At 72.1% G+C, this 23,452-nt stretch carries 26 protein-coding genes; 17 read left to right on the top strand and 9 right to left on the bottom strand.

Annotated elements, in window-relative coordinates; genetic code table 11:
* Nucleotides 1–12 precede the first annotated feature (12 nt).
* Nucleotides 13–618 carry a hypothetical protein gene (locus KME79_RS11305; RefSeq protein ID WP_219544378.1) on the top strand — a complete coding sequence of 202 codons (606 nt, stop codon included), beginning with the start codon at nucleotides 13–15 and terminating at the stop codon, nucleotides 616–618.
* Here the strand turns inward: KME79_RS11305 and KME79_RS11300 are convergent, their stop codons facing one another.
* Complete coding sequence (locus KME79_RS11300; protein ID WP_219544377.1) at nucleotides 619–1,095, bottom strand: VOC family protein; 477 nt, start codon at nucleotides 1,093–1,095, stop codon at nucleotides 619–621.
* Between the two features lie 368 nt (nucleotides 1,096–1,463).
* Here KME79_RS11300 and KME79_RS11295 point away from each other — a divergent pair, with 368 nt between their 5' ends.
* Together KME79_RS11295 and KME79_RS11290 are read left to right on the top strand one after the other, a co-directional pair.
* Nucleotides 1,464–1,922: a helix-turn-helix domain-containing protein gene (locus KME79_RS11295; protein ID WP_148031998.1), complete on the top strand. Its 459-nt coding sequence runs from the start codon at nucleotides 1,464–1,466 to the stop codon at nucleotides 1,920–1,922.
* Between the two features lies 1 nt (nucleotide 1,923).
* Nucleotides 1,924–2,490, top strand: coding sequence for a PIN domain-containing protein (locus KME79_RS11290; protein ID WP_219544376.1), 567 nt, complete (start codon nucleotides 1,924–1,926; stop codon nucleotides 2,488–2,490).
* Between the two features lie 101 nt (nucleotides 2,491–2,591).
* On the opposite strand, the gene KME79_RS11285 is transcribed toward KME79_RS11290, so the two are convergent.
* Nucleotides 2,592–3,257: a lytic polysaccharide monooxygenase auxiliary activity family 9 protein gene (locus tag KME79_RS11285; protein WP_219544375.1), complete on the bottom strand. Its 666-nt coding sequence runs from the start codon at nucleotides 3,255–3,257 to the stop codon at nucleotides 2,592–2,594.
* A gap of 180 nt (nucleotides 3,258–3,437) precedes the next feature.
* Complete coding sequence (locus KME79_RS11280; protein ID WP_219544374.1) at nucleotides 3,438–3,764, bottom strand: DUF6285 domain-containing protein; 327 nt, start codon at nucleotides 3,762–3,764, stop codon at nucleotides 3,438–3,440.
* A gap of 46 nt (nucleotides 3,765–3,810) precedes the next feature.
* Between KME79_RS11280 and KME79_RS11275 the strand changes: the two genes are divergently transcribed.
* The 6 genes from KME79_RS11275 (at nucleotide 3,811) to KME79_RS11250 (ending at nucleotide 9,791) form a co-directional block, all read left to right on the top strand.
* Entirely contained in the window at nucleotides 3,811–4,992 is a 1,182-nt protein-coding gene (locus tag KME79_RS11275; protein WP_148032001.1) for an acyl-CoA dehydrogenase family protein, read from the top strand.
* Entirely contained in the window at nucleotides 4,989–5,936 is a 948-nt protein-coding gene (locus KME79_RS11270) for a phosphotransferase family protein (protein ID WP_308248875.1), read from the top strand. Before KME79_RS11275 ends, KME79_RS11270 begins: the two co-directional genes overlap by 4 nt.
* Before the next feature lie 27 nt (nucleotides 5,937–5,963).
* Nucleotides 5,964–6,683 carry an ABC transporter ATP-binding protein gene (locus KME79_RS11265; protein WP_219544373.1) on the top strand — a complete coding sequence of 240 codons (720 nt, stop codon included), beginning with the start codon at nucleotides 5,964–5,966 and terminating at the stop codon, nucleotides 6,681–6,683.
* Nucleotides 6,680–7,501: an ABC transporter permease gene (locus tag KME79_RS11260; RefSeq protein WP_148032004.1), complete on the top strand. Its 822-nt coding sequence runs from the start codon at nucleotides 6,680–6,682 to the stop codon at nucleotides 7,499–7,501. Before KME79_RS11265 ends, KME79_RS11260 begins: the two co-directional genes overlap by 4 nt.
* Nucleotides 7,502–7,533: 32 nt before the next feature.
* Nucleotides 7,534–8,232, top strand: coding sequence for a class I SAM-dependent methyltransferase (locus KME79_RS11255; RefSeq protein ID WP_219544372.1), 699 nt, complete (start codon nucleotides 7,534–7,536; stop codon nucleotides 8,230–8,232).
* A 149-nt stretch (nucleotides 8,233–8,381) separates the two neighbouring features.
* Nucleotides 8,382–9,791 carry a dihydrolipoyl dehydrogenase family protein gene (locus KME79_RS11250; protein WP_219544371.1) on the top strand — a complete coding sequence of 470 codons (1,410 nt, stop codon included), beginning with the start codon at nucleotides 8,382–8,384 and terminating at the stop codon, nucleotides 9,789–9,791.
* On the opposite strand, the gene KME79_RS11245 is transcribed toward KME79_RS11250, so the two are convergent.
* The 3 genes from KME79_RS11245 to KME79_RS11235 are packed head-to-tail and all read right to left on the bottom strand — an operon-like array spanning nucleotide 9,779 to nucleotide 13,088.
* Nucleotides 9,779–10,432 carry a TetR/AcrR family transcriptional regulator gene (locus KME79_RS11245; protein WP_219544370.1) on the bottom strand — a complete coding sequence of 218 codons (654 nt, stop codon included), beginning with the start codon at nucleotides 10,430–10,432 and terminating at the stop codon, nucleotides 9,779–9,781. The two genes, KME79_RS11250 and KME79_RS11245, sit on opposite strands and share 13 nt — an antisense overlap.
* Before the next feature lie 37 nt (nucleotides 10,433–10,469).
* On the bottom strand, nucleotides 10,470–12,233 hold the full coding sequence (locus tag KME79_RS11240; RefSeq protein WP_219544369.1) for a bifunctional sugar phosphate isomerase/epimerase/4-hydroxyphenylpyruvate dioxygenase family protein: 1,764 nt from the start codon (nucleotides 12,231–12,233) through the stop codon (nucleotides 10,470–10,472).
* Between the two features lie 12 nt (nucleotides 12,234–12,245).
* Nucleotides 12,246–13,088: a shikimate dehydrogenase gene (locus KME79_RS11235; RefSeq protein ID WP_246639640.1), complete on the bottom strand. Its 843-nt coding sequence runs from the start codon at nucleotides 13,086–13,088 to the stop codon at nucleotides 12,246–12,248.
* A gap of 195 nt (nucleotides 13,089–13,283) precedes the next feature.
* Here KME79_RS11235 and KME79_RS11230 point away from each other — a divergent pair, with 195 nt between their 5' ends.
* The 5 genes from KME79_RS11230 to KME79_RS11210 all read left to right on the top strand — a co-directional run bounded on the left by KME79_RS11230 (nucleotide 13,284) and on the right by KME79_RS11210 (nucleotide 19,328).
* Nucleotides 13,284–14,627, top strand: a complete 1,344-nt coding sequence (locus KME79_RS11230) for an MFS transporter (protein ID WP_219544367.1) — start codon at nucleotides 13,284–13,286, stop codon at nucleotides 14,625–14,627.
* Nucleotides 14,628–14,732: 105 nt separating this feature from the next.
* A complete protein-coding gene (locus KME79_RS11225) occupies nucleotides 14,733–15,518 on the top strand; it encodes a hypothetical protein (RefSeq protein ID WP_148032010.1) in 786 nt (261 codons plus the stop codon).
* Nucleotides 15,515–16,612: a hypothetical protein gene (locus KME79_RS11220; protein WP_148032011.1), complete on the top strand. Its 1,098-nt coding sequence runs from the start codon at nucleotides 15,515–15,517 to the stop codon at nucleotides 16,610–16,612. The genes KME79_RS11225 and KME79_RS11220 overlap by 4 nt, the downstream gene beginning before the upstream one ends.
* Entirely contained in the window at nucleotides 16,609–18,036 is a 1,428-nt protein-coding gene (locus KME79_RS11215) for a hypothetical protein (RefSeq protein WP_219544366.1), read from the top strand. Before KME79_RS11220 ends, KME79_RS11215 begins: the two co-directional genes overlap by 4 nt.
* Nucleotides 18,033–19,328: an AAA family ATPase gene (locus KME79_RS11210; protein ID WP_271277442.1), complete on the top strand. Its 1,296-nt coding sequence runs from the start codon at nucleotides 18,033–18,035 to the stop codon at nucleotides 19,326–19,328. Before KME79_RS11215 ends, KME79_RS11210 begins: the two co-directional genes overlap by 4 nt.
* Here the strand turns inward: KME79_RS11210 and KME79_RS11205 are convergent.
* Complete coding sequence (locus KME79_RS11205; protein ID WP_219544365.1) at nucleotides 19,325–20,293, bottom strand: GNAT family N-acetyltransferase; 969 nt, start codon at nucleotides 20,291–20,293, stop codon at nucleotides 19,325–19,327. The genes KME79_RS11210 and KME79_RS11205 overlap by 4 nt on opposite strands.
* Before the next feature lie 65 nt (nucleotides 20,294–20,358).
* Between KME79_RS11205 and KME79_RS11200 the strand changes: the two genes are divergently transcribed.
* Both KME79_RS11200 and KME79_RS11195 read left to right on the top strand, forming a co-directional pair.
* Entirely contained in the window at nucleotides 20,359–20,679 is a 321-nt protein-coding gene (locus KME79_RS11200; protein WP_219544364.1) for an STAS domain-containing protein, read from the top strand.
* A gap of 72 nt (nucleotides 20,680–20,751) precedes the next feature.
* The gene (locus KME79_RS11195) at nucleotides 20,752–21,183 is read left to right on the top strand and encodes an ATP-binding protein (protein WP_148032014.1); all 432 of its coding nucleotides are present in this window, start codon (nucleotides 20,752–20,754) and stop codon (nucleotides 21,181–21,183) included.
* A gap of 5 nt (nucleotides 21,184–21,188) precedes the next feature.
* Here the strand turns inward: KME79_RS11195 and KME79_RS11190 are convergent, their stop codons facing one another.
* Together KME79_RS11190 and KME79_RS11185 are read right to left on the bottom strand one after the other, a co-directional pair.
* Nucleotides 21,189–21,362, bottom strand: a complete 174-nt coding sequence (locus KME79_RS11190; protein ID WP_187281195.1) for a hypothetical protein — start codon at nucleotides 21,360–21,362, stop codon at nucleotides 21,189–21,191.
* An 80-nt stretch (nucleotides 21,363–21,442) separates the two neighbouring features.
* On the bottom strand, nucleotides 21,443–22,402 hold the full coding sequence (locus KME79_RS11185; RefSeq protein WP_219544363.1) for a Ppx/GppA phosphatase family protein: 960 nt from the start codon (nucleotides 22,400–22,402) through the stop codon (nucleotides 21,443–21,445).
* A gap of 124 nt (nucleotides 22,403–22,526) precedes the next feature.
* On the opposite strand from KME79_RS11185, the gene KME79_RS11180 reads away from it, so the two are divergent.
* Nucleotides 22,527–23,450, top strand: coding sequence for a formylglycine-generating enzyme family protein (locus KME79_RS11180; protein ID WP_308248874.1), 924 nt, complete (start codon nucleotides 22,527–22,529; stop codon nucleotides 23,448–23,450).
* Nucleotides 23,451–23,452 lie beyond the last annotated feature (2 nt).

Below are 23,452 nucleotides of genomic sequence, written 5' to 3'. Positions count from 1 at the left end.
ACGCTGGCCGCGGTGCTGCTGGAGGAGGCCCCGGCGCCGCGACGAGCCGGACCGCTCACGCAGCTGATCACGCGGCTGCTGGACAAGGACCCGCGGCGCAGGCCGACCGTCGCCGAAGCGCTGACCATGGCAGGGGCACAGCCCGCTACCAAGGTGCACGTGCGGAGTGACACGACGCGGCCGAAGGCGTGGCAGCTCATGGGTGTTGCCGCGCTGATGGCGATCATCACGGCGGTCGACGTCGCCGGGCTCCCCGACGCCGGCGGGACGTGGGAGCACTTCGAGCACTACGGGGACGATGCCGTGCTCAGCGTCGCCGTGCTGATCGTCGCCGTCGCCGATGTCGTCCTCGCCGGCTTACTGTGTGCCGGTCTCGCGTGGTTCCTGCCGGTGCGCGCAGGCAAGACCGTCACCGCGCTCGTCGGTGTCGCGGGGTTCGTCTTCGGTTGCGGTGCGGCCGCGTTCGCCTTCCACGGCGCGGGCGAGACCTTGCAGAACACGATGGAGCTCTCAGGACGAGAGTCGGTGACGGTGTCGCTGGCCCTGATCAGCATCGTCGTCCTCGTCGCGGCCGGGTTGGCCTGGAACTTTCCACGCCCGGGTGGTCATTTTTCGTGATCATAAGGCGACGCTCTGTGAGGTCCCGGTGCCGAATCCGTCCATCGATTCCCGCTCCTCCAGGCTCTGCAGTTCCTGGAAGACGGTGATGTGCATGCCACCCGGCGCGTCCAATCGGGCGTTCAGCGACTGCCAGGGCGTGACGGTAGGCGGTGCGACCTCATCCGCTCCACCCGACGTCAGGCGGTCGACGGTCTCCCGCGTGTCCTCCACCTCGAACGCGACCCGGAACTTGGGCGCCACCTGCCGCCCCACCTCCACGTCGTCGATCATCCGCTTCTGCGCCGGATTGGCGATCTCCAGCGTCGCCCGGCCCGCCTCCAGGATCACCACCTCAGCTCCGTCGCCCCCGGAGAAGGCGGCCTGCTCCGGCAAACCCAGCACGTCCCGATAGAAAGCGACGGCCGCTTCGTAATCCTCCGCCTCCACCACGAGCCGCAACTGCCTGACAGCACCCGGCTTCCGCTCAGCTGACATCGTCATCCCTTCTCGGAAATCTTCGGGGTGGCCCACCGGTAGCCCTCGCATGTGCCTGGATGTTCGTCCTCTCTAGTCAAGATTCTGGCAGAAAGGGTCCTGCCAGCCTGCCACTCGCAATCGCTCGAAATCATTGAGCGAACCGGGGTCTGCTCGATCAGGGTGCCCCCTGTCAGCGAGCGATCCCACAGCCACATCGCTTCGGCGGCGGGGGCTGGTGACGAACCGGCCACCGTGCGGCCACTCGCCCCACTCCACGTCCACACCGGACAGCAGGTCGCGAGCAGTCTCCAGCCCTGCCTCGCAAGTCCTCTGTTGCGTTTGTTTCGATTATTGCGCATAATGCGACTGTGGGGAGGGAGCCAGTCATGGCAGGCATCCAGGTCAAGCGCTCGATCGAGCCCGGGTCGATGGACGCGCAGGTCGCAGCCCGAGCCGTCAGGCGGATCAAGGACTATCTGATGAGACATCCCGAGAAGGAGGTCATCCCGGTTTCCGGGGAGGTCGGCAACGAGGAAGCATTGATTCTTCCGCGTGACGCCGTGAGCCTGCTGGCGTACATACTGGCTCAGGCCGCGGAGGGTCGGGGTGTGTCGGTTGTTCCGTCCCACGCCGAGCTCACCACCCAGCAGGCGGCGGACATGCTGAACGTGTCCCGGCCGTACCTGATCGGCTTGCTGGAGGATGGTGCGATCCCTTACCGGATGGTGGGGAAGCACCGTCGCATCACCGTTGAGGATCTCATGGCGTACAAACGGCGTGATGATCTGAAGCGGCGGTCCGCCGCCGACGACCTCGCCGCTCTCGGCCAGGAGCTGGGGATCTGACGTGGCCTTCGTCGTGGTCTACGACGCCAACGTCCTCTATGGCAACACTCTCCGGGATCTCCTCATCCGCATCGCCCAGGCCGACATCGTGCAAGCCAAGTGGACGAACCAAATTCTGGACGAGACGCTTCGCAACCTGGCGGCCGATCGCCCGGACATTCCGGCGGACAAGCTCTCGAGATTGCGTGACCTCATGAACGCCGCAGTCCGAAACTGCCTGGTTGAGGGATACGAGCCGTTGATGGAAGGGCTGAAGCTGCCCGATCCGGATGACAGGCATGTACTCGCAGCCGCGATCAAGGCGTGCGCCCGGGTCATCGTCACCTCCAATCTCAAGGACTTCCCAGCGGAGGAACTAACCACCTGGAATTTGGAGGCTCAGTCGCCGGACGACTTCATCCTCGATCAGATCGAACTCGACGACCGGATCGTGTGGGCCTGTGTCCAACAGATCGTGGACTCCCGGGTGAACCCGCCGGAGACAATCGAGGACGTGCTCTACGCACTGGAGAGGGCCGGCTTGGTGGAGTCGGTCGCCGCACTACGTAGCGGCCGGTTCGGCGCATGACGCTCTTCTCGCGATGAACACGAACTCCCCTTTGTCCGCCTGCTGCGCGCGAGCGGCCACGCGTCCATGCGCGGCCGCTCACGAAGCGGAAGGGGAAAGGGTCAGGTGAAGTTGACGTCGCTGCAGAAGTAGTACGTCTGGTCCATGTGGGACGCCTTCCAGATCGTGTAGATCACGTGGCGGCCGGTGCGCGAGCCCTTGGTCAGGCTGGTGATCAGGTAGTTCTCGGCGGGCGCGTACCGGGGTGTCTCGCGGACGAGCTCCAGGTGGTTCCAGCCGAGCGGGGTCGTGGTGGCGTCGTAGCCCTGGCGGGTGATGTAGACCCTGATGTAGTCGGCGCCGTGGCGGGCCTGGTCGTGCAGCCGCATGCTGAACGAGCCGCCGACGTTCGTCGTGGTCCAGGCGCCGGGGGTGTCCATGGAGCGGTAGCGGCCGTCCTGGGTCCGGCCGGCGCTGCAGAGCTGGCCGTTGGGGACGGCGGCCTGGTGGTTGCCGCCGACGTTGTCGCGGTAGAGGCCGTTCCAGTTCCACATCGCGTTGGTGTTGTCCTGCCAGGCCTGCCAGCACATCGGGTCCTGCTGCTGCATGGCGGGGTTCTGGAAGTCGCTGCCCCAACGCAGCCAGCAGCCGTAGTTGCGGGAGGCGGGGTCGACGATCGAGCCGTGCGCCGAGGCGGTGCCGGTCAGGGGCATGGCGAGGAGGGTCACCGTGGCGGCGAGCAGCGCGAGGATGCGCCGCGCCCGGCGGCGGGGTCCGGCGTGGGACATAGTGCGGTCTCCGTGTTCCGGTAGGGGGCCGGTGGTGGGAGCGCTCCGTCCGGTGACGCTATCTGACCGCTGAAGGCCACGCCAATGACGGCATGATGTCAAGAGCCGAAGTGGACGAACCTACCAGGGGATGAGCTGGGGAAAGGGCTTTCCGCAGAGGGCTCGTACGGGGTGAAAATTTCAGCGGTAGCCGGGGTTGGCGACGGCGAGTTTGGCGCGTACGGCCTCCTTCAAAAAGGGCGCCAGCATGGGGTTGTCGTCGAGGCGGCCCTCGCGGATCGCGGCGGCCAGCTCGGCGTCGGAGGCGACGCCGAGGGCCGCCAGGCGGGTCTCGTGGTCGAGGGCCTGGGACGGGCCGAGCTCGATCTCGCGTTCGACCATGGCGAGCACGTTGATGGCGACTCTGGTGTGGAAGCGGACCCGGCCCTCGGCCGCCGGGAGCACGTCCGTTTCGAGGAACTCACGGACCGCGGCGACCAGCTGGGCAGATGTCGGGGCGTCGTGCATGCTGTTCTCCGTTGACCGGACAGTCGTTTTCGGTTGAGATCCTTGCATGAGTTTCGCCGTGCCTGACAGGGTCCGCCCGTTGCGGGATGCCGTGTACGCGTTCATGACCGAGCGGGTGGAGCCCGCGGAGCGCGCCATCGAGGAAGGCGGCCGGGAGGCGCTCCGCGAGCTGCAGGAGGAGGCGAAGAAGGAAGGGCTCTGGGCGCTCGGGCACCCGAAGGAGCTGGGCGGCGGCGGGCTGCCGTTCCTCGACTACGTGTACGTCAACGAGGTGCAGGGGCGCAGCGAGTACGGGCAGCTCGCGCTCGGCACGTACACGTTGCAGGACTCGCTCATGCTGTACGAGCACGGGACCGCCGAGCAGCGGGAGCGCTATCTGGCGCCGCTGGTGCGGGCCGAGATCTCGCCGAGCTTCGCGATGACCGAGCCGGCGGTGTCGAGCAGCGACCCGACGCAGATCGCGACGCGGGCGGTGCTCGACGGCGACGAGTGGGTGGTGAGCGGGCACAAGTGGTTCACCACGGGCGCGTCGCAGGCGGCGTACACGACCGTGATGTGCCGGACCGAGGAGGACGCGCCGCCGCACCTGGCGTTCTCGATGATCCTGGTGCCGACGGACACGCCCGGTTACACGATCGTGCGGGAGACGCCGGTGCTCGGGCTGAACGGGTCGCACTGCGAGGTGCGGTACGAGGACGTGCGGGTGCCGGCGGCCAACCTGCTGGGGCCGCGCGGGCACGGGTTCGTGATCGCGCAGAAGCGGCTCGGGCCGGGGCGGATCTTCCACTGCATGCGGTGGCTGGGGCAGGCGCAGCGGGCGTTCGACCTGATGTGCCGCCGGTTGCACGAGCGGACGGCGTTCGGCGAGCCGCTGGCGAAGAAGCAGCTGATGCGGCAGCACGTGTTCGACTCGTACGCGGAGATCCAGGCGGCGCGGCTGCTGACGCTGCAGGCGGCGGAGGCGGTCGACGCCGGGGGCGGCGCGCGGGTGGAGATCGGCGCGATCAAGGTGGTCGGGGCGCGGATGCTGCACAACGTCATCGACCGGGCGATCCAGGTGCACGGGGCGGCGGGGCTGACTCCGGACACGCCGCTGGACCGGATGTACCGGCACGCGCGGGCCGGGCGGATCTACGACGGGCCGGACGAGGTGCACATCGACTCGGTGGGGCGGCGGATACTCGGCGAGTACGCGGGCGGCGGCAACTGGGAGTTCGGGCTCCGGTGACCGACGTCGACGCGGTGGTGCGGGAGGCCTTCGGCGGCGGGGCCTCGGTCGAGGGGCGGGTGCGGCTGCCGGGCGGGGCGTCGCGGGAGACGTGGGCGCTGGACGTGGTCACGCCTGACGGGGTACGTCATCCGCTGATCCTGCGGTCGGGGGCCGAGGGCGGGCTGGGTGCCGGGCCGGCGGCCGAGGCGGGGTTGATGCGGGCCGCGCGGGAGGCCGGGGTGCCGGTGCCGGGTGTGGTGGCGGCGGCTGGTTCGTACGTGCTCATGGAGCGGGTCGAAGGTGAGACGATCCCGCGGCGGATCCTGCGGGACGACGCCTTTCGCGAGGCGCGGCCACGGCTGGCCGCGCAGTGCGGTGAGGCGCTGGCGGCGATCCACCGGATGCCGCTGTCCGCGCTCCCCCAGGCCGATTACGGAAGCGACGATCCGCTGGATCAGTGGCGGGCGGCGCTGGACATGGCCGGGGAGCCGCATCCGGTCTTCGAGCTCGCCCTGCGGCGCCTGGCGGCGGCGCGGCCGGAGCGCGGCCGGCGGACCGTGGTGCACGGCGACTTCCGCAACGGCAACCTGATCGTCGGGCCCGAGGGCGTCAGGGCGGTGCTCGACTGGGAGCTGGCGCACGCCGGCGACCCGCTGGAGGACCTCGGCTGGCTGTGCGTCAAGGCGTGGCGGTTCGGGTCGCCGCTGCCGGTGGGCGGTTTCGGGTCCTACGACGACCTCGTGACCTCGTACGAGAAGGCGTCGGGACACCCGGTGGACCGGGAGGCGCTGCGCTGGTGGGAGACGTTCGGGGTGCTCAAGTGGGGCGTCATCTGCGTCGTGCAGGCCCGGCGGCATCTCACCGGCGAGTCGCGGTCGGTGGAACTGGCGGCGATCGGGCGGCGGGTGTGCGAGAACGAGTGGGACCTGCTGGCCATGCTGGAGGAAAACCCGTTGCGGTGACTCGCGCCGGGGCAGCACGCTGAAGCGGTGGCCATCCTCGAGGCGATCAAGCTGGTCAAGCGGTTCGGCCCGGTCACCGCGGTCGACGAGGTGAGTTTCGGCGTAGGCCACGGCGAGGTCGTGGGGCTGCTGGGCCTCAACGGGGCGGGCAAGTCGACGACGCTCCACATGCTGCTCGGGCTGATCACTCCCGACGCGGGCCAGGTGCGGGTCTTCGGGATGGATCTGGCGCGGCACCGCGTCGAGGTGCTCAGCCAGGTCAACTTCGCCGCCAGCTACGTGGACCTCCCGGGGCCGCTGCTGGTGCACGAGGTGCTGGACGCGTTCGCCCGCCTCTACGCGGTGCGGCGGCCGAAGGCGCGGGTGGCGGAGATGATCGAGCTGCTGGAGCTGGGGCCGCTGCGCGGGCGGCGGATGATGGACCTGTCGTCCGGCCAGCGCACCCGGGTGCAGCTGGCCAAGGCGCTGCTCAACGCGCCCCGGCTGCTGGTGCTCGACGAGCCGACGGCCAACCTCGACCCCGACGCGGGCGACCGCATCCGCGGCCTGCTGTCGCGGGTGGCCGGGGAGAACGGCAGCGCGATGCTGATCACCTCGCACAACATGCGCGAGGTGGAGCGGATGTGCGACCGCATCTGCTTCATGGCGGCCGGGCGGATCGTCGCCGAGGGGACGGCCGCCGAGCTGGCCGGTCACTACGGGGTCGTGGACCTGGAAGAGGTGTTCCTGAAGGTGGCGCGCGGATGACGACTCTGACGCTGCCCCCGCTCGGGGCGGCCGCCCGGCGGCAGCGGATCCTCGGCGTGGTGCGGCGCGACTTCGCGGCGCTGCGGCGCAGCCCGATCAGGATGTTCGAGATCCTGTTCTGGCCGACGGTCGAGCTGGTGCTGTGGGGGTTCGTGACGCTTTTCCTGCAGTCGCAGCGGGTGCCGTTCGTGGTCACGTTCCTGCTCGGCGCGGTGCTGCTGTGGCAGGTGCTGCAGAAGGCCAGCAACGAGATCTCCATCGCCTTCCTGGAGGACATCTGGTCCAGGAACCTGCTGAACGTCCAGGTCAGCCCGTTGTCCAGCGTGGAGTACGTGACCGGGCTGATGCTGTTCGCGCTGGGCAAGGTGGCGGTCGCGGTCATGGTCATGGCGGGGCTGGCGTACGCGCTGTACGGGTTCGGGGTGATGACCCTGGGCGTGGGGCTGGTGCCGTTCATGGGGGTGCTGCTGGTGTTCGGCTGGTCGCTCGGGCTGGTCGGCATCTCGGCGGTGCTCAGGTTCGGCGAGAACGCGCAGGTGATCGCCTGGTCGCTGGTGTTCGTGGTGCAGCCGCTGGCGGGGATCTTCTATCCGGTCTCGGTGCTGCCGGAGCCGCTGCGGGTGGTGGCCTGGTTCACGCCCGCGTCCCATGTGTTCGAGGGGATGCGCACGGTCATGGCGGGCGGCGCGGTGCCGTGGGACCGGATGGCGTGGGCGGCGGGGCTGAACGTGGTCTACGTGGCGGCGACGCTGGCGCTGTTCGGGTGGGCGCTGCGGTATGCCCGGCGGCACGGGAAATTGTCCCGGTTCGGCGACTGACGGCGCGTCCTTCCGGGATTAGTGTCGAACGCATGAAGATCATTCCGAACAGCGGGACCGGGTTCGGGGCCATCACTCCCGACGGCTCGCCCGTCGAGTTCTACAAGCTGATGCGGCCGGGCGGGGAGCCGGACATCGTGGCCGGCGAGGTGCCGGCCGGCGGGTCGGTGCTCGACCTGGGCGCAGGCGTGGGGCGGGTGACCCACCCGCTGGTCGAGCGCGGCTACGAGGTGGTGGCGGTCGACGAGTCGGCCGAGATGCTGGCCGAGGTCCGGGGGGCGGAGACCGTCTGCTCGCGCGTACAGGACCTGCGGCTGGGGCGGCGCTTCGACGGCGTGCTGCTGGCCTCGAACCTGGTGCACACCGCCGACGAGAGCGGGCGGCGGGGCCTGCTGGAGGCGTGCGCGCGGCACGTGGCCGGGGACGGGGCGGTGCTGATCCAGTGGACGCCGCCGGAGCGGCACGACGCCTGGGAGGTGGGCCGGGGCAGGACCGACGGCGACCTCCGGATCGAGTTGTCGGCGCTGGAGGAGATCGCGCCCGGCCTGGTCAACGCGACCATGAGTTACTGGTACGGGCAGCGCGAGTGGTCGCAGTCGTTCACCTCGCGGCGGCTGTCGGACGAGCAGCTGGCGGCCGCGCTGGAGGAGGCGGGGCTGCGGCTGGACCGGTTCCTGACCGACGACAGAGGCTGGCTGAAGGCCGTGCCTTCGACCGGCGCCGGGGCCTGAGCGAGGACCTCGCCCCCGGCCTGCGCTGAGAACCGGATGGCCCCGCGCGTTCGCCGGCGATCGGCTTCGCGGGCTCGGTGCGCGCCCTGGAGCGTGGGTTGATCGGCTGGCAGACTGCCCCCAGGGGAAACGCCATCCGGGAGGTAACCGTGTCCGACGAGTTCGACGTCATCGTGATCGGAGCAGGCCCGGCCGGTGAGAACGTCGCCCAGCGGGCGGTGCGCGGCGGGCTGTCGGCCGCGGTCGTGGAGGAGCGGCTGGCGGGCGGCGAGTGTTCCTACTGGGCGTGCATCCCGAGCAAGGCGCTGCTGCGCCCGGTCGAGCTGGCCGCCGACGTGTCCCGGGTGCCGGGCCTGGAGGTGGGGCCGATCGACACGCGGGCCGTGCTGGCCCGCCGCGACGAGGCGGTCAGCCGCTACGACGACGCCGGCCAGGTGGGGTGGATCGAGAGCGTGCCCGCCACGTTCGTGCGCGGGCGCGGCAGGCTCGACGGCCCGCGCCGGGTCGTCGTCGACACCCCGGACGGCGAGCGGGTGCTGACCGCCCGCCACGCCGTGGTGCTGGCGACCGGCAGCGTCGCCTCGGTGCCGCCGGTGCCGGGGCTGAGGGAGGCGGAGCCGTGGACCAGCCACGAGGTGACCGCCGCCTCCTCGGTGCCCGACCGGCTCGCGGTGATCGGCGGCGGCGTGGTCGGCTGCGAGATGGCGCAGGCCATGCACGGGCTGGGCGCCAGGCAGACGACGATGCTGGTGCGCGGCGGAGGGCTGCTGGAGCGGATGGAGCCGTTCGCGGGTGAGCTGCTGGCCGAGTCGTTCGCGGCCGCCGGGATCGACGTGCGGCCGCACACCTCGGCGGAGCGGGTGGAACGGCCGGAGCCGGGCGGCAAGGTGACCGTCCACCTGCCGGAGGGCCCGCCGATCGAGGCCGACGAGGTGCTGGTCGCGACCGGCCGCAGACCCGCCACCAAGGGGCTGGGGCTGGAGAGCGTCGGGCTACCGGCGGACCGGCCGGTCGAGGTGGACGACAGCCTGCGCGCCACCGGCGTGGACGGCGGCTGGCTGTACGCGGTGGGCGACGTCAACGGGCGCAACCTGCTCACCCACATGGGCAAGTACCAGGCGCGGGCGTGCGGTGACGTCATCGCGGCCCGGGCCAGGGGCGAGGCCGACGACCTGCCGGGGATGCGCGCGGTCGCGGACGGGTTCGGGCCGCCGCAGGTGGTGTTCACCGACCCGCAGATCTGCTCGGTCGGGCGCACCGAGTCGGCCGCCCGCGAGGCCGGCTTCCGGGTGCGGGCGGTCGAGTACGATCTCGCGGACGTGTCCGGCGCCTACCTGCTCGGCGACGGCTACCGCGGCCGGGCCAAGGCGGTGGTGGACGAGGACCGCAAGGTGCTGCTGGGCGTCACGTTCGCCGGGCCGGGCACGGCCGAGCTGCTGCACTCGGCGACCGTCGCGGTGACCGGCGAGGTGCCGCTGGAGCGGCTCTGGCACGCCGTGCCGTCGTTCCCGACGGTGAGCGAGGTGTGGCTGCGGCTGCTGGAGGCCTACGGTCTGTGACCGCCGCGCAGGTAGGCGACGGTCATCTCGCCCACCATGCGGCGCAGCCGGTCGCGGTGTTCGGGCGCGGCCATGTCGCGCCCGAACAGCGCGCCGAACGTGTGCTGGTTGGCCACCCGGAAGAAGCAGAACGCGCTGATCATCATGTGCACGTCGACGGCGTCGGCCTCGGTGTCGAAGTCGCCGCCGGCCCGGCCCGCCTCCAGGATGCGCTCGATGACGCCGAGCACGGGCGTGCCGAGGTTGGCCAGGGCCTGCGACTTGCGTATGTGCTCGGCCCCGTGGATGTTCTCGATCGCGACGAGCTTGATGAAGTCGCGGTGGGCCTCGTGGTGGTCGAAGGTCAGCTGCGCGAGCGTGCGGATCGCCTCGACCGGCGCCAGGTGCTCCACGTCGAGGTCGCGCTCGGCGGCGCGGACCTCGGAGTAGGCCTTCTCCAGGACGGCGATGTAGAGCTTCTCCTTGCTGCCGTAGTAGTAGTAGATCATGCGCTTGGTGGTGCGCATCAGCTCGGCGATCTCGTCGACCCGCGCCCCCGCGTAGCCGCGCCTGGCGAACTCCCGCTGGGCGACCTCGAGGATCTCCGCCCTGGTGCGGTCGGCGTCGCGCCGTCGCTCACCGGTGGCTGGCTGCGAGGTCATGTGACTCCACGGGACGGCGGGGACGATACGCCTCATCCTATGACCGCTCGGCGTGCTGCACGGCCAGCCGGACAGCCGCGTTGGCGGCGCCGTACCCGTCGTAGCCGCCGATCCGCTGCACCAGCTCGAAGAACACCCGGCCCGCCGTCACCGTGTACAGGTGCAGGAACTCGCCCTCCTCGTCCCTGTCGTACAGCAGCCCCAGCTCCCTGATCTCCGGGTCCGCCCCGTACCTGGCCTCCAGGTTGTCGTAGTAGTTGGCCGGGATGGGCAGCAGCAGGCCGGGATGGTCCGCGCGCAGCCGCCGGGCGAGCGCCCGCAGGTCGCGGACGGCGAACGCGACGTGCTGCCGGGACGCCTGGCGGGCGACCGTCCTGGCGATGTTGACGACCAGGCGGGTGCCGCCGCCGGCCATGGCGCGGCTGCGCAGCAGGCCGTACGGGTCGGCGACCTCCAGGCTCTCCTGCGGGCGCAGCCCGAGCACGCCGCGGTAGAACAGCGACGCCTCGTCGAAGTGCTGCCAGGGCTGGGTGAGCGCGACGTGGTCGATCCCGGTCACGTCCCCTTCCGGTACGGGCTCCGCACGGGGGAAGTCGGCCGTCCAGTCGGGGTGGTCGGCGTGGCCGGTGCGGCAGAAGAACAGCGCGGTCCCGTCGGGGGCGGCGATGGCGTCCAGCGGCGCGTCGCGGGGCGCGCGCTCGCGCGGCAGCACCGGCGCGAGCAGTTTCCCGGCCCGTTTCACCGAAGCGGCCGGGTCGGGCGTCTCCAGCCCGATCGCCACCAGCGCCGGCTCCTCGTCGGCCGATTCCGCTGGGGCCGCGTTGAGGAGGACGCGGGCGCCGCCCTGCTCCCAGAGCTCGACCGGTTTCGTGCGATGCGTGCCGGTACGGGCGAAGCCGAGGGCCGACAGGATCCCGGAGAGCTCGGCGGAGCCTTCGGTGGCCAGCTCGGCGAAGGCGAACCCGGATGGCACCACCGGCGGCACCCCGTCCGGCGTCAGCGCCTCCTCCAGCGCGATCAGCGACCGCATCGCGTCCAGCGCGGTCCGGCGGGCGTCGGACTGCCGGAAGACGTCGTTGAACACCTCCAGCGACAGCGGTCCCGCGTACCCTGTGGCCAGCACGTGCCGTACCAGGCCCGTCACGTCGAAGCCGCCCTGGCCGGGGAAGCAGCGGTAGTGGCGGCTCCACTGCAGCACGTCCATGGCCAGCCGGGGCGCGTCGGCGAGCTGCAGGAAGAACACCTTCTCCCCCGGGATCGCCTCGATGCCGATGGGGTCGGAGCCGCGCGACAGGATGTGGAAGCTGTCCAGGCAGACGCCGAGCGCGGGATGGTCGGCCGTCCGCACGATCCGCCAGGCGTGCAGATACTCGCTGACGTGCCGTCCCCAGGCGAGCGCCTCGTAGGCGACCCGGATGCCGTGCCCGGCGGCCCGCTCGGCGAGCAGGCGGAGCTGGGCGGCGGCCAGCTCGTCGTCGGGCAGGGCGTCCGGGGAGACGTTCGAGCAGACCAGCAGCGTGTCCGCGCCGAGCCGGTTCATCAGCTCGAACGTGTACTCGGCGCGGCGCAGGTTGCCCTTGAGCACGTCGTCGGGCACCGCCTCGAAGTCGCGCAGCGGCTGGTACATGTCGATGCCCAGCCCCAGGTCGTCCGCCCGCAGGCGGATCTCCTCGGGCGGCAGCGGGCAGGCGACGAGGTCGTTCTCGAACACCTCCACCCCGTCGAAGCCGGCCGCGGCGATCGCCTCCAGCTTCTCGGTCAGCGTGCCGCTCACCGACACGGTCGCGATGGACTTGCGCATGGCGTCCTCCTGTCAGGCGGTGACGAGTTCGGTCAGGTGGGCGAGCATCCGCTCCGCGTCCGGTTTCCTGCCCGTGAACAGGTGGAAGGCGTGGGCCGCCTGGAAGACGACCATGCCGCCGCCGTCGAGGGTGCGGCAGCCCAGGGCGCGGGCGCGGCGCAGCAGCTCGGTCTCCAGCGGCCGGTAGACGATGTCGGCCACCCACAGGTCCGGGCGGAGCAGGGCGGCGGGCAGCGGCAGGCCGGGGTGTCCCGCCATGCCGGTGGGGGTGGCGTGCACCAGCCCGTCGGCGTCCGGCAGCAGGTCCGGCAGGTCGTCCGGGGCCGCCGGGTGCGCCCGGCCCGCGCCGAACCGCGCGGCCAGCTCCCCCGCCAGCGCCCGGGCCCGGCCGGGCTCGGCGTCCACCACCGTCAGCTCGCCCGCGCCCAGCGTGAGCAGCGCGTGCGCGACCGCCGCCCCGGCGCCGCCCGCGCCGAGCTGCGTCACCCGGCGGGTGGGCGCGCCGGGCAGGTCGCGGGCGAACGACTCGGCGAAGCCGGTCCAGTCGGTGTTGTGCCCGACCGCGCGCTCGCCGTCGAACACCACCGTGTTGACCGCGCCCAGCGTGGCCGCGTCCGCCGACAGCTCGTCCAGGTGCGGGAGCACGGCCCGCTTGCAGGGATGGGTGATGTTCAGCCCGTCGAAGCCGAACCGCCGCGTGGCGCGGACCAGCTCCCCCACCTCGGCGGCGTCGGCCGCCTCGATCAGGCGGTAGACGTACGGGATGCCGAGCCGGACCGCCTCCCGCTCGTGCAGGGCGGGGCTGAGTGACGGCCCGATGCCGGAGCCGATGAGCCCGATCAGGTAGGAGGTCATGCTCACCCTCATGATTTATGTACGAACTAGTGAGTTAGTCATAACATCTCCGGAGCCGTCCCGTGAAGAGACTCTTGACATGAGATCGCGGTCACAGGAGCATGGCGAGCAATTAACTATCTAGTTCGTAACAAGTGCGGGGCCCGGACGGGGGCACGGTCCACACTGACGACGCCGCACCAACAGGGAGCCATCGTGACCGACCAACCCCCCGGCGCCCGCCAGGGCACGCCGCGCAAAGCGGCCGTCGCGGCCTGGATAGGCAGCGCGCTGGAGTACTACGACTTCTTCATCTACGGCAGCGCCGCCGCCCTCATCTTCTCCAAGGTGTTCTTCGACGAGTCCGATCCCACCACGGCGACCCTCCAGTCGCTGGCCAGCTTCGGCGTCGCCTACGCCGCCCGGCCCGTGGGCGCGTTCATCCTCGGTCACGTCGGCGACAGGTTCGGCCGCAAGCGCATCATGGTGTTCACGCTCGTGCTCATGGGCGTGTCGACGTTCCTCATCGGCTGCCTCCCGAGCCGCGACCAGATCGGCGACCTCGCCCCGGTGCTGCTGGTCGTGCTGCGCATCATGCAGGGCCTGTCGGCCGCCGGAGAGCAGGCCAGCGCCAACTCCATGACCCTGGAACACGCCCCCGAGCACCGGCGCGGCTACTACACCAGCTTCACGCTCAACGGCACCCAGTTCGGGCAGATCCTGGCCACCGTCGTGTTCATCCCGGTGGCGGCCATGCCCGAGGAGCAGCTGCTGTCCTGGGGCTGGCGGGTGCCGTTCTGGATGAGCGTGATCGTGGCCGTGGTCGGCTGGGTGATCCGGCGCAAGCTGGAGGAGACGCCGGCGTTCGAGCGCGAGGTGGCCCAGGGCACGGTGCCGCGGATGCCGCTGTCGCTGCTCTTCCGCGACCACTGGGCGAGCGTGGTGCGGGTGGTGTGCGCGGCGCTGATCGCGACGGTCAGCACCATCTTCACCGTGTGGGCGCTCAACTACGCCGTCGAGAACGTCGGCCTGGACCGGGCCACCATGCTCTGGGTGAGCACCGTGGCCAACACCGCCGCGCTGCTGGCCATCCCGCTGTGGGCCATGCTGTCGGACCGGATCGGGCGCAAGCCCGTGTTCCTCATCGGAGCCGTCGGCAGCCCGATCATGATCTTCGCCTACCTGGCGGCGATCAACTCCGGCAGCTACCCGATGATCTTCCTGGTCGGCATCCTCACCCTCGGCGTCGTCTACAGCGCCTCCAACGGCATCTGGCCCTCGCTCTACGGGGAGATGTTCACCACCAAGGTGCGGCTGTCGGGCATGGCGATCGGCACCCAGATCGGCTTCGCCGTCGCCGGCTTCGCGGTCGCCTCGGCGGCCGGCATCGTCTCCCCCGGAGGCTGGCTCGGCCTGCAGGGCTGGGTCGGCGTCGGCATCTTCACCGCCATCCTCTGCGCGATCAGCGCGGTGGCGGTGGCCACGGCGCGCGAGACCCACAAGGTCCCCACGGACCAGCTCGGCCTCCCGCCCGCCGACCGCGTCACGACGTCCGCCTGACCCTTCCGTACGCGGCCGCGCCCTTCCCGGGTGCGGCCGCGTACGCATCTGCGGGACACGCACCGAAATACTGGTAATTACTGGAACCCCTGATACCCTCGCGCCATGAGTGACCGGCTGGACGAGCTCGAACGGCGCATCGACGAGCTCAGGGCCGGTGTGCGCAGGGCCATGCGGGCCAGGGACGGCTCGGCGGCCAGGGCGCTGCGGGCCGAGCTCCGCACCGCCGAGAAGGCGTGGGACTCCCTGGTGAGCGGCGAGAAGCCCGCCGGGAAGACACAGGGGCCACGGCTGGTGACCGTGCGCGAGCAGGTGCACCAGGCGCTGGAGCTGCTGGGCGCGCCCGCGCAGGCCCGGCTGGTGGTGGCGGTGAGCGGCGCGTTCCTGGCCGGCACGATCCGCAGCTCCCAGCTCACCAGCCTGCGCAGGGACGAGGAGCGCTCGTTCCGCTCGTCGCCGTTCGGGCGGCCCTACTACCTGTGCGCGGCGCTGACCGACCGGCTCTCCCCCGCCCGCGGCTACCTCACCGTCAGCACGTGGCCGGTGGAGCGCCGGGTGGTGGGCCCGCTCAGCCCTCGCGTCGACTTCCTCACCTGCGCGATCCGGATCGCCGAGCACGCCGCGGGGCGGCGCTCGCCCGACGGCGACCGGCTGTTATCCAGGATGGCGCGCAACATCCCTGGCGCCGGTGACGAGGTGCCGCCCGACCCGGCGCGGGTGGCCGAGGCGGCGCGGCGGGAGCTGGCCGTGCACGCCGGGCGCGACGCCGGCGACCGCGCGGAGCTGGCGGGACGCGCCGACACCCAGCTCGATGACGTGGCCCGGCTGTTCGGGGCCACTACGCTGACCACTGTTCCAAGATCAGTCATGGCTATGGGAGGCGGCCGATGAACCGGCTCGACGCGCTGCGCGGCACCACACCGCCGAAGCCGCACGACGCCCGGGCGATCGCCGCGCTTGCGGCCAACCCCGGCTGCACGCGGCGGGCGCTCATGGACGGCGCCGGGATCGACAAGGACGCCGTCGCCCGCCACCTCGGGTTCCCCGCCCCGTTCGGCCAGTCGCCGTTCGCGATCACGCGGGGCAACGCGTTCGAGGCGCTGGTGAAGGCCGACGGGTGCGCGGAGCTGATCCGGATGCTGCGCGAGCTGCTCGGCCTGCCGATCGACGAGGTGGCCTACCACGACGTGGAGAACGTCGGCGCCCACCTGCGCCACACCCACACCCGCGCGCTGATCGACCGCGCGGCCAGGGGCGAGGGCGTGGGCACCGTCTACGACCACCCGCTGTTCACGCTGGGCATCGCCGGCCACACCGCCTATCTGGAGCCCGACGTGGTCGCGTTCCAGCTCGGCGGCCGGTTCCACATCGTGGAGATCAAGTCGTTCGCGGTGGTCGACGGGCAGGCCGACCCGGCCGCGGTGGCGGCGGCCGCGCGGCAGGCGGCCGTGTACGTGCTCGCGCTGCGGACGCTGCTGGAGGAGCTGGGCCACGACCCGCTCCGGGTGGCCGACGACGTGGTGCTGGTCTGCCCGGAGAACTTCGCCAACCGCCCGGTGGCGACGCTGGTCGACGTGCGCCGCCAGCTCGCGGTGCTGCGCCGCCAGCTCTCCCGGATGACGAGCCTGGACCGGCTGCTGGACGCGCTGCCCGAGGACGTGACGTTCGACCTGGCGCCGGACGCCGACGGGCGGCCGGCCAGGCCGGTCGCGGAGCTGGCCGACGCGGTCCGCAGGGCGGAGGCCCGCTACGCGCCCGACTGCCTGTCCACGTGCGACCTGTGCTTCTTCTGCCGCGACGAGGCCCGTCAGGAGGGCGCGTCCGATCTGCTGGGCCGCGCCGTCCGCGACGAGCTCGGCGGGGTGGCGTCGGTGCGGGAGGCGCTGGCGCTGGCCGACGGCTCGCGCGCGCCCGCGCAGGGCCAGGAGGAGATCGCCCGGCTGCTGCGCGGCGCCGAGCGGCTGCGGCGGGAGTGCCTGGCGTGAGCCTGCTCACCTCGCTCGCCCGGCTGCGGGCGATCGACGAGGGCGTCGCGCAGCCGATCGCGACCGTCCGCCACTGCCACCTGTCGGCGCGGCCGATGGTGTTCATCCCGCTGAAGCTGTCGGGTGAGGCGGCGGCGCCGCTGGCCGCCATGCTGGGCACCGATCCCGCCGAGCCGCGGCTGCTGGCGGTGGCCCAGCCGCGCAACCGCGACCTGCGCTTCGCCTGGACGGCCGACCTGGCCGGGGTGCTGCTGCCGTACGTGGCGGGCTTCACGGCCGAGACCGAGACGGTGGAGCGGCGCGGCGCCGACCCGTACGAGCGGGCGCTGGACGCGCCGCAGCTGATCGTGCCGAACCGGGCCGGGGTGGCCTTCACCCGGCTGCTCGGCCGCTCCACCCGGTTCCGGCGCACCGACGGGCCGTTCCCGGTGCCGGAGGGGGTGCCGCTGCTCGGCCGGTGGCTGACGTACTTCGCCGAGCGCGCCGCGTACCCCGGCTCGTCACTCATGCTGGCCGCGACCGACGAGCTGGCCCGCCACTGGGCGAGCGGGCAGAGCGCGCTGGAGGACGCCAACCTGGCGGCGCTGCTCGCCTGGATCACCGACGGGCCCGACGACGCGGCCGAGGACCCGCTGATCTGGCCGCCGGCCGGCCCGGCCACCGATCCGGGGTTCGACGCGGAGGTGCTGGCGCCGGCGATGGAGAGCGGATCGGCAGAGCGGATCGCCGAGGCGCTGCGCACCCAGCTGGAGCCGACGTGGCGGCTGGTGTGGCGGGCCGTCGAGCTGCTGCGCGGCCTGGAGCCGGGCGCGAGCGTGGCGCAGCGGTGGGAGCACGACCGCGGCTCGTTCAGCGGCATGACCGCGCAGCTCGCGGAGGGGGCGCCGCCGCAGGCCCGCCGCGACGGCGCGGTGGCCGCGGCGGCCCGGCTCTCGCGGATGGAACGCGCCCAGGCCGCCTACGAGGTGCAGCGCGCCTACGACGACCCGCTGGTGATGGCCGAGTACCGGCTCACGGGCGAGGCGTTCGCGGGCGAGGTCGTCGACACGGTGCCCGGCAACACCGAGGGCGAGGGCCGCTCACGCAAGCTGCGCCCGCTGGTGACGGTCAAGACCGACGATCCCGTACGGATCCCGCCCGGCACCTCGCTGGGCACGCCCGAGCGGCGCGGGCAGGGGGCCGAGCTGGTGTCGGCGGGCGACGGCCTGGTCACCTTGAAGATCACCAAGGGCATGGGGCGGGGCAAGACCCCGGCGCCCGGCGCGGTGCCGGAGATCGGCGAGCGGGTCTGCTACAGCTCGCTGACCGACGAGTTCCAGGGCGCGGCGGCGCTGCCGGAGCCGGAGGCGACGCCGTGGACCCACGGCGGCCCGCCGCGCCCGTACGAACCGGCCGACGAGGATGCCCGGGAGGAGTGGTCGTGATCCCTGAGCCCACGCCCGAGCCCACGCCTGAGGAGGTCATCCGGCGGGTGCTGGCCGACCTGCCGGGCCACCGGGGCGTGGTGGTCGACTCGCCGCCCGGCGCGGGCAAGTCGACGCTCGTGGTGCGGGCGGCGGCGCACCTGGCCGCCACCGGCGAGCCGCTGATGATCGTCGCCCAGACGAACGAGCAGGTGGACGACCTGGTGACGCGGATCTGCGAGAAGCATCCGCGGCTCACGGTGGGCCGGCTGTCGGCGGGCGGCTACGTGCCGCGCAAGCGGATGCTGGAGTTGCCCGGGGTGACCTTCGGCACCCGCGTCCAGGACCTCGGCGATCCGGACGTCGTCATCGCCACCGCCGACAAGTGGGCCTGGATCAGCGGCCGGACGTGGCCGTGGGCCATCGTGGACGAGGCCTACCAGATGCGCTCCGACAAGCTGCTGCGCATCGCCGGGCTGTTCGAGCGGGCGTTGTTCGTGGGCGACCCCGGGCAGCTCGACCCGTTCTCCATCGTGGACGGCGACCGGTGGTCGGGGCTGTCGTGGGATCCGCTGCAGAGCGCCGTGTCGGTGCTGCTGCGGCACAACCCCGACCTGCCGGTGCACCGGCTGCCGGTGTCGTGGCGGCTGCCCTCGTCGGCGGCGCCGGTGGTGTCGCGGGCGTTCTACCCGTTCACCGGGTTCCGGTCGGGCACCGGGCCTGGCGACCGGCGGCTGGAGCTGGTCACCGGCGGCATGGGCACGGTGCACGACCGGGCGCTGGAGGAGGCGGCCCGCTCCGGGTGGGCGCTGCTGGAGCTGCCGAACCGGCACACCGTGCGGACCGACGCCGAAGCGGTGGAGGCGGTGGCGCTGCTGGCGGCCCGGCTGATGCAGCGCGGCGCGGTGGCGAGCTCGGAGCAGGGCGAGCGGCCGGTGACGGCCGACCGGATCGCGGTCGGCGCGGCCCACCGCGACCAGGTGGCGGCGATCAGGAACGCCGGGCTGCCGCCGGAGATCACCGTCGACACCGCCAACCGGCTGCAGGGCCGCGAGTACGACGTGACGATCGTGCTGCACCCGCTGTCGGGGCGGCGCGACGCGACCGCCTTCCACCTGGAGTCGGGGCGGCTGTGTGTGCTGGCCTCGCGGCACCGGCACGCGTGCGTGGTGGTGGCCAGGGCGGGCATCGCCGAGCTGCTCGACGCGCATCCGTCGGCGGAGCCGGTGCAGCTCGGGGTGCCGGTGAAGTTCCCCGACGGGTGGGAGGCCAACCAGGCGGTGCTGGACCACCTGGCGGCCCACCGGGTCTAACCGGCTTCGACGGTGCCGGCTTCGACGGTGCCGGGTTCGACGGTGCGCCGCCAGATGTCGATGACGAGGACCGGGCGCATCCCCTCCGACTCGTACAGGCCCAGCGCGGGGGTGGTGTTGTTGGTGTCGACGTGCAGGATCGTGCCCTCGCGGCCGCGGGCGGCGTCGGCGGCGATGGCGGTGCGCAGCAGCAGGCGGCCCAGGCCCCGGCCGCGGAACTCGGGCCGCACGGCGAGCGTGTCGACGTAGCCGCAGCCCTCGTCGGCGGCGAACTGGTTGTTGCCGAGCACCATCGCGGCCGCGCGGCCGTCCACCCTGGCCAGGGTGAGCTGGCTCCAGTCGGTGGTGGGGATCGCCTGCCTGCGGGCGTACCAGCGGTCGTAGTCGACGTAGGCGTGGCCGAAGTGGTCGGCGAAGCCCTCCTGGTACACCTCGTGGGCCTCGCGGCGGACCTGCTCGTTCTGGCCGCCGTGCAGGGTGACGCCGGGCGGCGGCTCAGGCGGTTCGACGGGGCCGTCGAAGTCGACGCGCATGCGATGGAAGCTGGTGGCGGCCGCGAACCCGTACCCGGTGACGAGCGCCTGCTTGGCCCGGTCGGCCCGGTAGACGCCGACGTCGGTGACGGCGGCGGGGTGGCCCGCCTCGCGGGCGAGCGCGCCCGCGCGCTCCAGCACGAGCGGCCAGAGCCGCTCGGCGAGGCCGGCCACGCCGGGGCGGACGATCACGTCGGCGTCGACGATCTCGCTCGCGCCCTGGCGGCGCGCCCACGCCCAGCCGTCGAGGCGACCGTCCGGGCCGTGCGCGAGCCAGGCGTCGCTGTCGAGGTCGAAGCCGGGCTCGGCAAGCTCGCCCGCGATGTCGTCGAGGGTGAGGTCGGGCCGTCCGAGCACTTCGGTGTCGCAGGCGGCGCTGAGCTCGTGGATGGCCGGGGCGTCTCCGGCACCCGGTCGGCTGAAGTGATGCATGGGGTGATTGTCATGGTTGTGCCCCTCGCCGCGCGCCGTATTTTCGTGGTGGTTAGGCTGTGAGGGTGCCCGACAAGACCCCGCTGCAGATCGAGATCGACTCGTCCGACAAGACCACGGTCCAGCTCGCGGTCCGCGGTGACCTCGATTTCGACACCGCGGACGAGCTGTCGTCGGTCCGGCTGGGTGACGGATTCGAGCGGGTGGACGTCGACCTGTCGGGGCTGGGGTTCATCGACTCGTCGGGGCTGGCGGCCCTGGTCCGCCTCTATCAGCGGGTGGCCGCCGAGGACGCGGTGCTGCGGGTGGTCGCCGTCACGCCCTATCTGCGCAATCTGATGCGGATGACCGCGCTCGACCGCCTGTTCGGCCTGCCGCCGGGCTGAGCGTCTCCTTCCGTAACGAATGCTTCGCCGGATCATGGGCAGAGGCATTCTCGACACGGAAGGGAGGCGCCGGTGGAGACCACGATGGCGCTGCGGCTGCCCAGGGACGCGGCGAGCGTGCCGCTCATCCGGCAGATGCTCGACGGCACGCTGAACTCGCTGGGTGTGGAGCCGGAGATCCGGGACGACATCGAGCTCATGTTGACGGAAGCGTGCTCCAACGTGGTCAAGCATGCCGCGCCGAGCGACGAGTACACGGTGAGCGCCATGGTCTACGACGATCTGTGCGTGATCCGGGTGGTCGACACCGGCCATGGTTTCGACCCGGCGTCGGTCAGGGACGCGACGCCCGGGTCCGAGAACGGGCGGGGGCTGCAGATCATGCGGGCGCTGGCCGACGACGTCCGCTTCACCAACAAGCGGGAGAACGGCGCGGTGGTGTGCCTGGAGAAGCGGCTGCGCTACTCACCGGGCGCGGCGGGGCCGCACTTCATCCGGACGTGAGGACGTCATGGCTCACGGCCGCTCCGCCGGGCGGAGCCGCCGTGCGTCAGGACGATCCCGCTCATGGAGGCCATCAGCGCCAGCCAGATGAGCACGGCCACCGCGATGCCCAGCACCGCGAGGAACGACAGGGAGAGGGCGACCAGCAGCGAGCCGATCGCGCCGAGCAACGTCCACACTCCGTCAGAGTTGCCCGCCGGTGCTCGTTCTCTGCAGTTTCATCGCGGTCAGTTGCCTGTTATGTGGCGATATATCCCTCTTACTCGGTGGGTCCGTCGGGCGCCTCCAGCCGTCCCGGCAGCGCGTCCAGCCGGCGCAGGATGACGCCCTCGCGCAGCGCCCACGGGCAGATCTCCAGCCGCTCCACCTCGAACAGGTCCATCACCGCGTCGGCCACGATCGCGCCCGCCGCGAGCTGGGCCGCCCGCCCCGCCGACACGCCGGACAGCTCGGCGCGCTCGGCGGCCGTCATGGCGGTCAGCTTGGCGGCCCAGTCGGCGGTGTCCTGCCGCGACAGCGAGCGCGGCACGTGGACGCCGTCGCTGGACGGTGCCGCCCCGGCGATCCTGGCCAGCTGCTTGAAGGTCTTGGAGGTGGCCACCGCCCGGTCGGCCCCGCCGTAGCGGACGACGGAGCCGACGGTGCGGGCGATCTCGGCGCGCACGTGGCGGCGCAGCCGGCGCACCTCGTCGGCGGACGGCGGGTCGGCGGTGAACCAGTCGCGGGTCAGCCGCCCGGCGCCGAACGGCAGCGACACCGCGACGTCGGGCTCCTCGTCGACCCCGGCCGCGATCTCCAGGGAGCCGCCGCCGATGTCGAAGGCCAGCAGCCGCCCGGACGACCAGCCGAACCAGCGGCGCACCGCCAGGAACGTCAGCCTCGCCTCGTCGCGGCCCGAGAGCACGTCGATGAGCACGCCGGTGTGCCGCTGGACCTTCTCCAGCACCCGCTCGCCGTTGGCGGCCTCGCGCACGGCGGAGGTGGCGAAGGCCAGCAGCTCCTCCACGCCCTTGTCCTCGGCGATGACCACGGCCTGCTCGACGAACGCGCGCAGCCGGTCCACGCCCTCGGCGGACAGCTTGTCGTCCGGGCCGAGATGCTCGCTGAGGCGCAGCTCCTCCTTGTGGGAGAACGCCGGGATGGGACGGCCGCCGCGGTGGGCGTCCACGACGAGTAAATGGACGGTGTTCGAGCCGATGTCCAGCACGCCGAGTCGCATGGCGATGACGCTACAGGCAGGCGCTTCGCCCGCGAAGCGGAGGCCGGGGGGCGACGACCGCGTGATCGTGGGCATGCCGGGGCGACTACCCTTCCTAGAGGTCGTGACACATGGGAGGAGCCAGATGAGCGCGTGCTGCGGGCCCGCCAGGGAGGCCGTCACCGGGGCGGACGCCCCCGAGGCGCCGGTCCTCGTGATGCCCGGGCCGGCGCGGCGGGAGCCGCCGCGCGGGATGGTCCGCGTCCCGGGCGGGACGTTCTCGGTGGGCGGCGACGACCCCGACGCCAACCCGGAGGACGGCGAGGGCCCGGTCCGCGAGGTGAAGCTGGATGCGTTCCTGATCGACCCGACCTGCGTGACGAACGCGCAGTTCGCCAGGTTCGTGAAGGAGACCGGATACGTGACCGAGGCCGAGCGGATCGGCTGGTCGTTCGTGTTCCGCCAGTTCGCCTCCCGCGGCGTCATGGACGCGAGCGTGCCGCAGGCGCCCTGGTGGGTCGGGGTGGAAGGAGCCTCCTGGCGCTCCCCCGAGGGGCCCGGCTCGTCGATCGGCGACCGGCAGAACCATCCGGTGGTGCAGGTGTCGTGGCACGACGCGACCGCGTACGCGCGGTGGGCCGGCAAGCGGCTGCCGACGGAGGCCGAGTGGGAGACGGCCGCCCGCGGCGGCCTGCGGCGGACCCGCTACCCGTGGGGCGACGAGCTGGCGCCGAAGGGGCGGCAGCGGTGCAACATCTGGCAGGGCCCGTTCCCCTCGGCGCCGAGCAGGGGCACGATGCCGGTCAAGTCGTTCCAGCCGAACGGCTACGGCCTCTACAACGTGGCGGGCAACGTGTGGGAGTGGACCGCCGACTGGTGGGACACCCGCTGGGAACCGTACGCGGAGAACCCCACGGGCCCGGCCGAGGGCACCATGAAGGTGATCAGGGGCGGCTCCTACATGTGCCATGACTCCTACTGCAACCGCTACCGGCTGGCCGCCCGCACCGCCAACACCCCCGACTCGGCCACCGGACATACGGGTTTCCGGTGCGCGGCCATAGTCTGAGC

This window comes from Nonomuraea harbinensis (genome assembly GCF_019396385.1).
Taxonomy (GTDB): domain Bacteria; phylum Actinomycetota; class Actinomycetes; order Streptosporangiales; family Streptosporangiaceae; genus Nonomuraea; species Nonomuraea ferruginea.
The sequence above is the reverse complement of the archived record's forward strand: the minus strand, read 5'-3'. Positions and strand labels throughout refer to the sequence as shown.

What these genes read in the sequence shown, in the direction of transcription:
- KME79_RS11205 (WP_219544365.1), bottom strand. Translation starts at nt 20,293, where the DNA reads ATGCATCACTTCAGCCGACCGGGTGCCGGAGACGCCCCGGCCATCCAC.
- KME79_RS11240 (WP_219544369.1), bottom strand. Translation starts at nt 12,233, where the DNA reads ATGCGCAAGTCCATCGCGACCGTGTCGGTGAGCGGCACGCTGACCGAG.
- KME79_RS11300 (WP_219544377.1), bottom strand. Translation starts at nt 1,095, where the DNA reads ATGTCAGCTGAGCGGAAGCCGGGTGCTGTCAGGCAGTTGCGGCTCGTG.
- KME79_RS11285 (WP_219544375.1), bottom strand. Translation starts at nt 3,257, where the DNA reads ATGTCCCACGCCGGACCCCGCCGCCGGGCGCGGCGCATCCTCGCGCTG.
- KME79_RS11260 (WP_148032004.1), top strand. Translation starts at nt 6,680, where the DNA reads ATGACGACTCTGACGCTGCCCCCGCTCGGGGCGGCCGCCCGGCGGCAG.
- KME79_RS11280 (WP_219544374.1), bottom strand. Translation starts at nt 3,764, where the DNA reads ATGCACGACGCCCCGACATCTGCCCAGCTGGTCGCCGCGGTCCGTGAG.
- KME79_RS11255 (WP_219544372.1), top strand. Translation starts at nt 7,534, where the DNA reads ATGAAGATCATTCCGAACAGCGGGACCGGGTTCGGGGCCATCACTCCC.
- KME79_RS11180 (WP_308248874.1), top strand. Translation starts at nt 22,527, where the DNA reads ATGAGCGCGTGCTGCGGGCCCGCCAGGGAGGCCGTCACCGGGGCGGAC.
- KME79_RS11220 (WP_148032011.1), top strand. Translation starts at nt 15,515, where the DNA reads ATGAACCGGCTCGACGCGCTGCGCGGCACCACACCGCCGAAGCCGCAC.
- KME79_RS11295 (WP_148031998.1), top strand. Translation starts at nt 1,464, where the DNA reads ATGGCAGGCATCCAGGTCAAGCGCTCGATCGAGCCCGGGTCGATGGAC.
- KME79_RS11185 (WP_219544363.1), bottom strand. Translation starts at nt 22,402, where the DNA reads ATGCGACTCGGCGTGCTGGACATCGGCTCGAACACCGTCCATTTACTC.
- KME79_RS11235 (WP_246639640.1), bottom strand. Translation starts at nt 13,088, where the DNA reads ATGACCTCCTACCTGATCGGGCTCATCGGCTCCGGCATCGGGCCGTCA.
- KME79_RS11245 (WP_219544370.1), bottom strand. Translation starts at nt 10,432, where the DNA reads ATGACCTCGCAGCCAGCCACCGGTGAGCGACGGCGCGACGCCGACCGC.
- KME79_RS11225 (WP_148032010.1), top strand. Translation starts at nt 14,733, where the DNA reads ATGAGTGACCGGCTGGACGAGCTCGAACGGCGCATCGACGAGCTCAGG.
- KME79_RS11275 (WP_148032001.1), top strand. Translation starts at nt 3,811, where the DNA reads ATGAGTTTCGCCGTGCCTGACAGGGTCCGCCCGTTGCGGGATGCCGTG.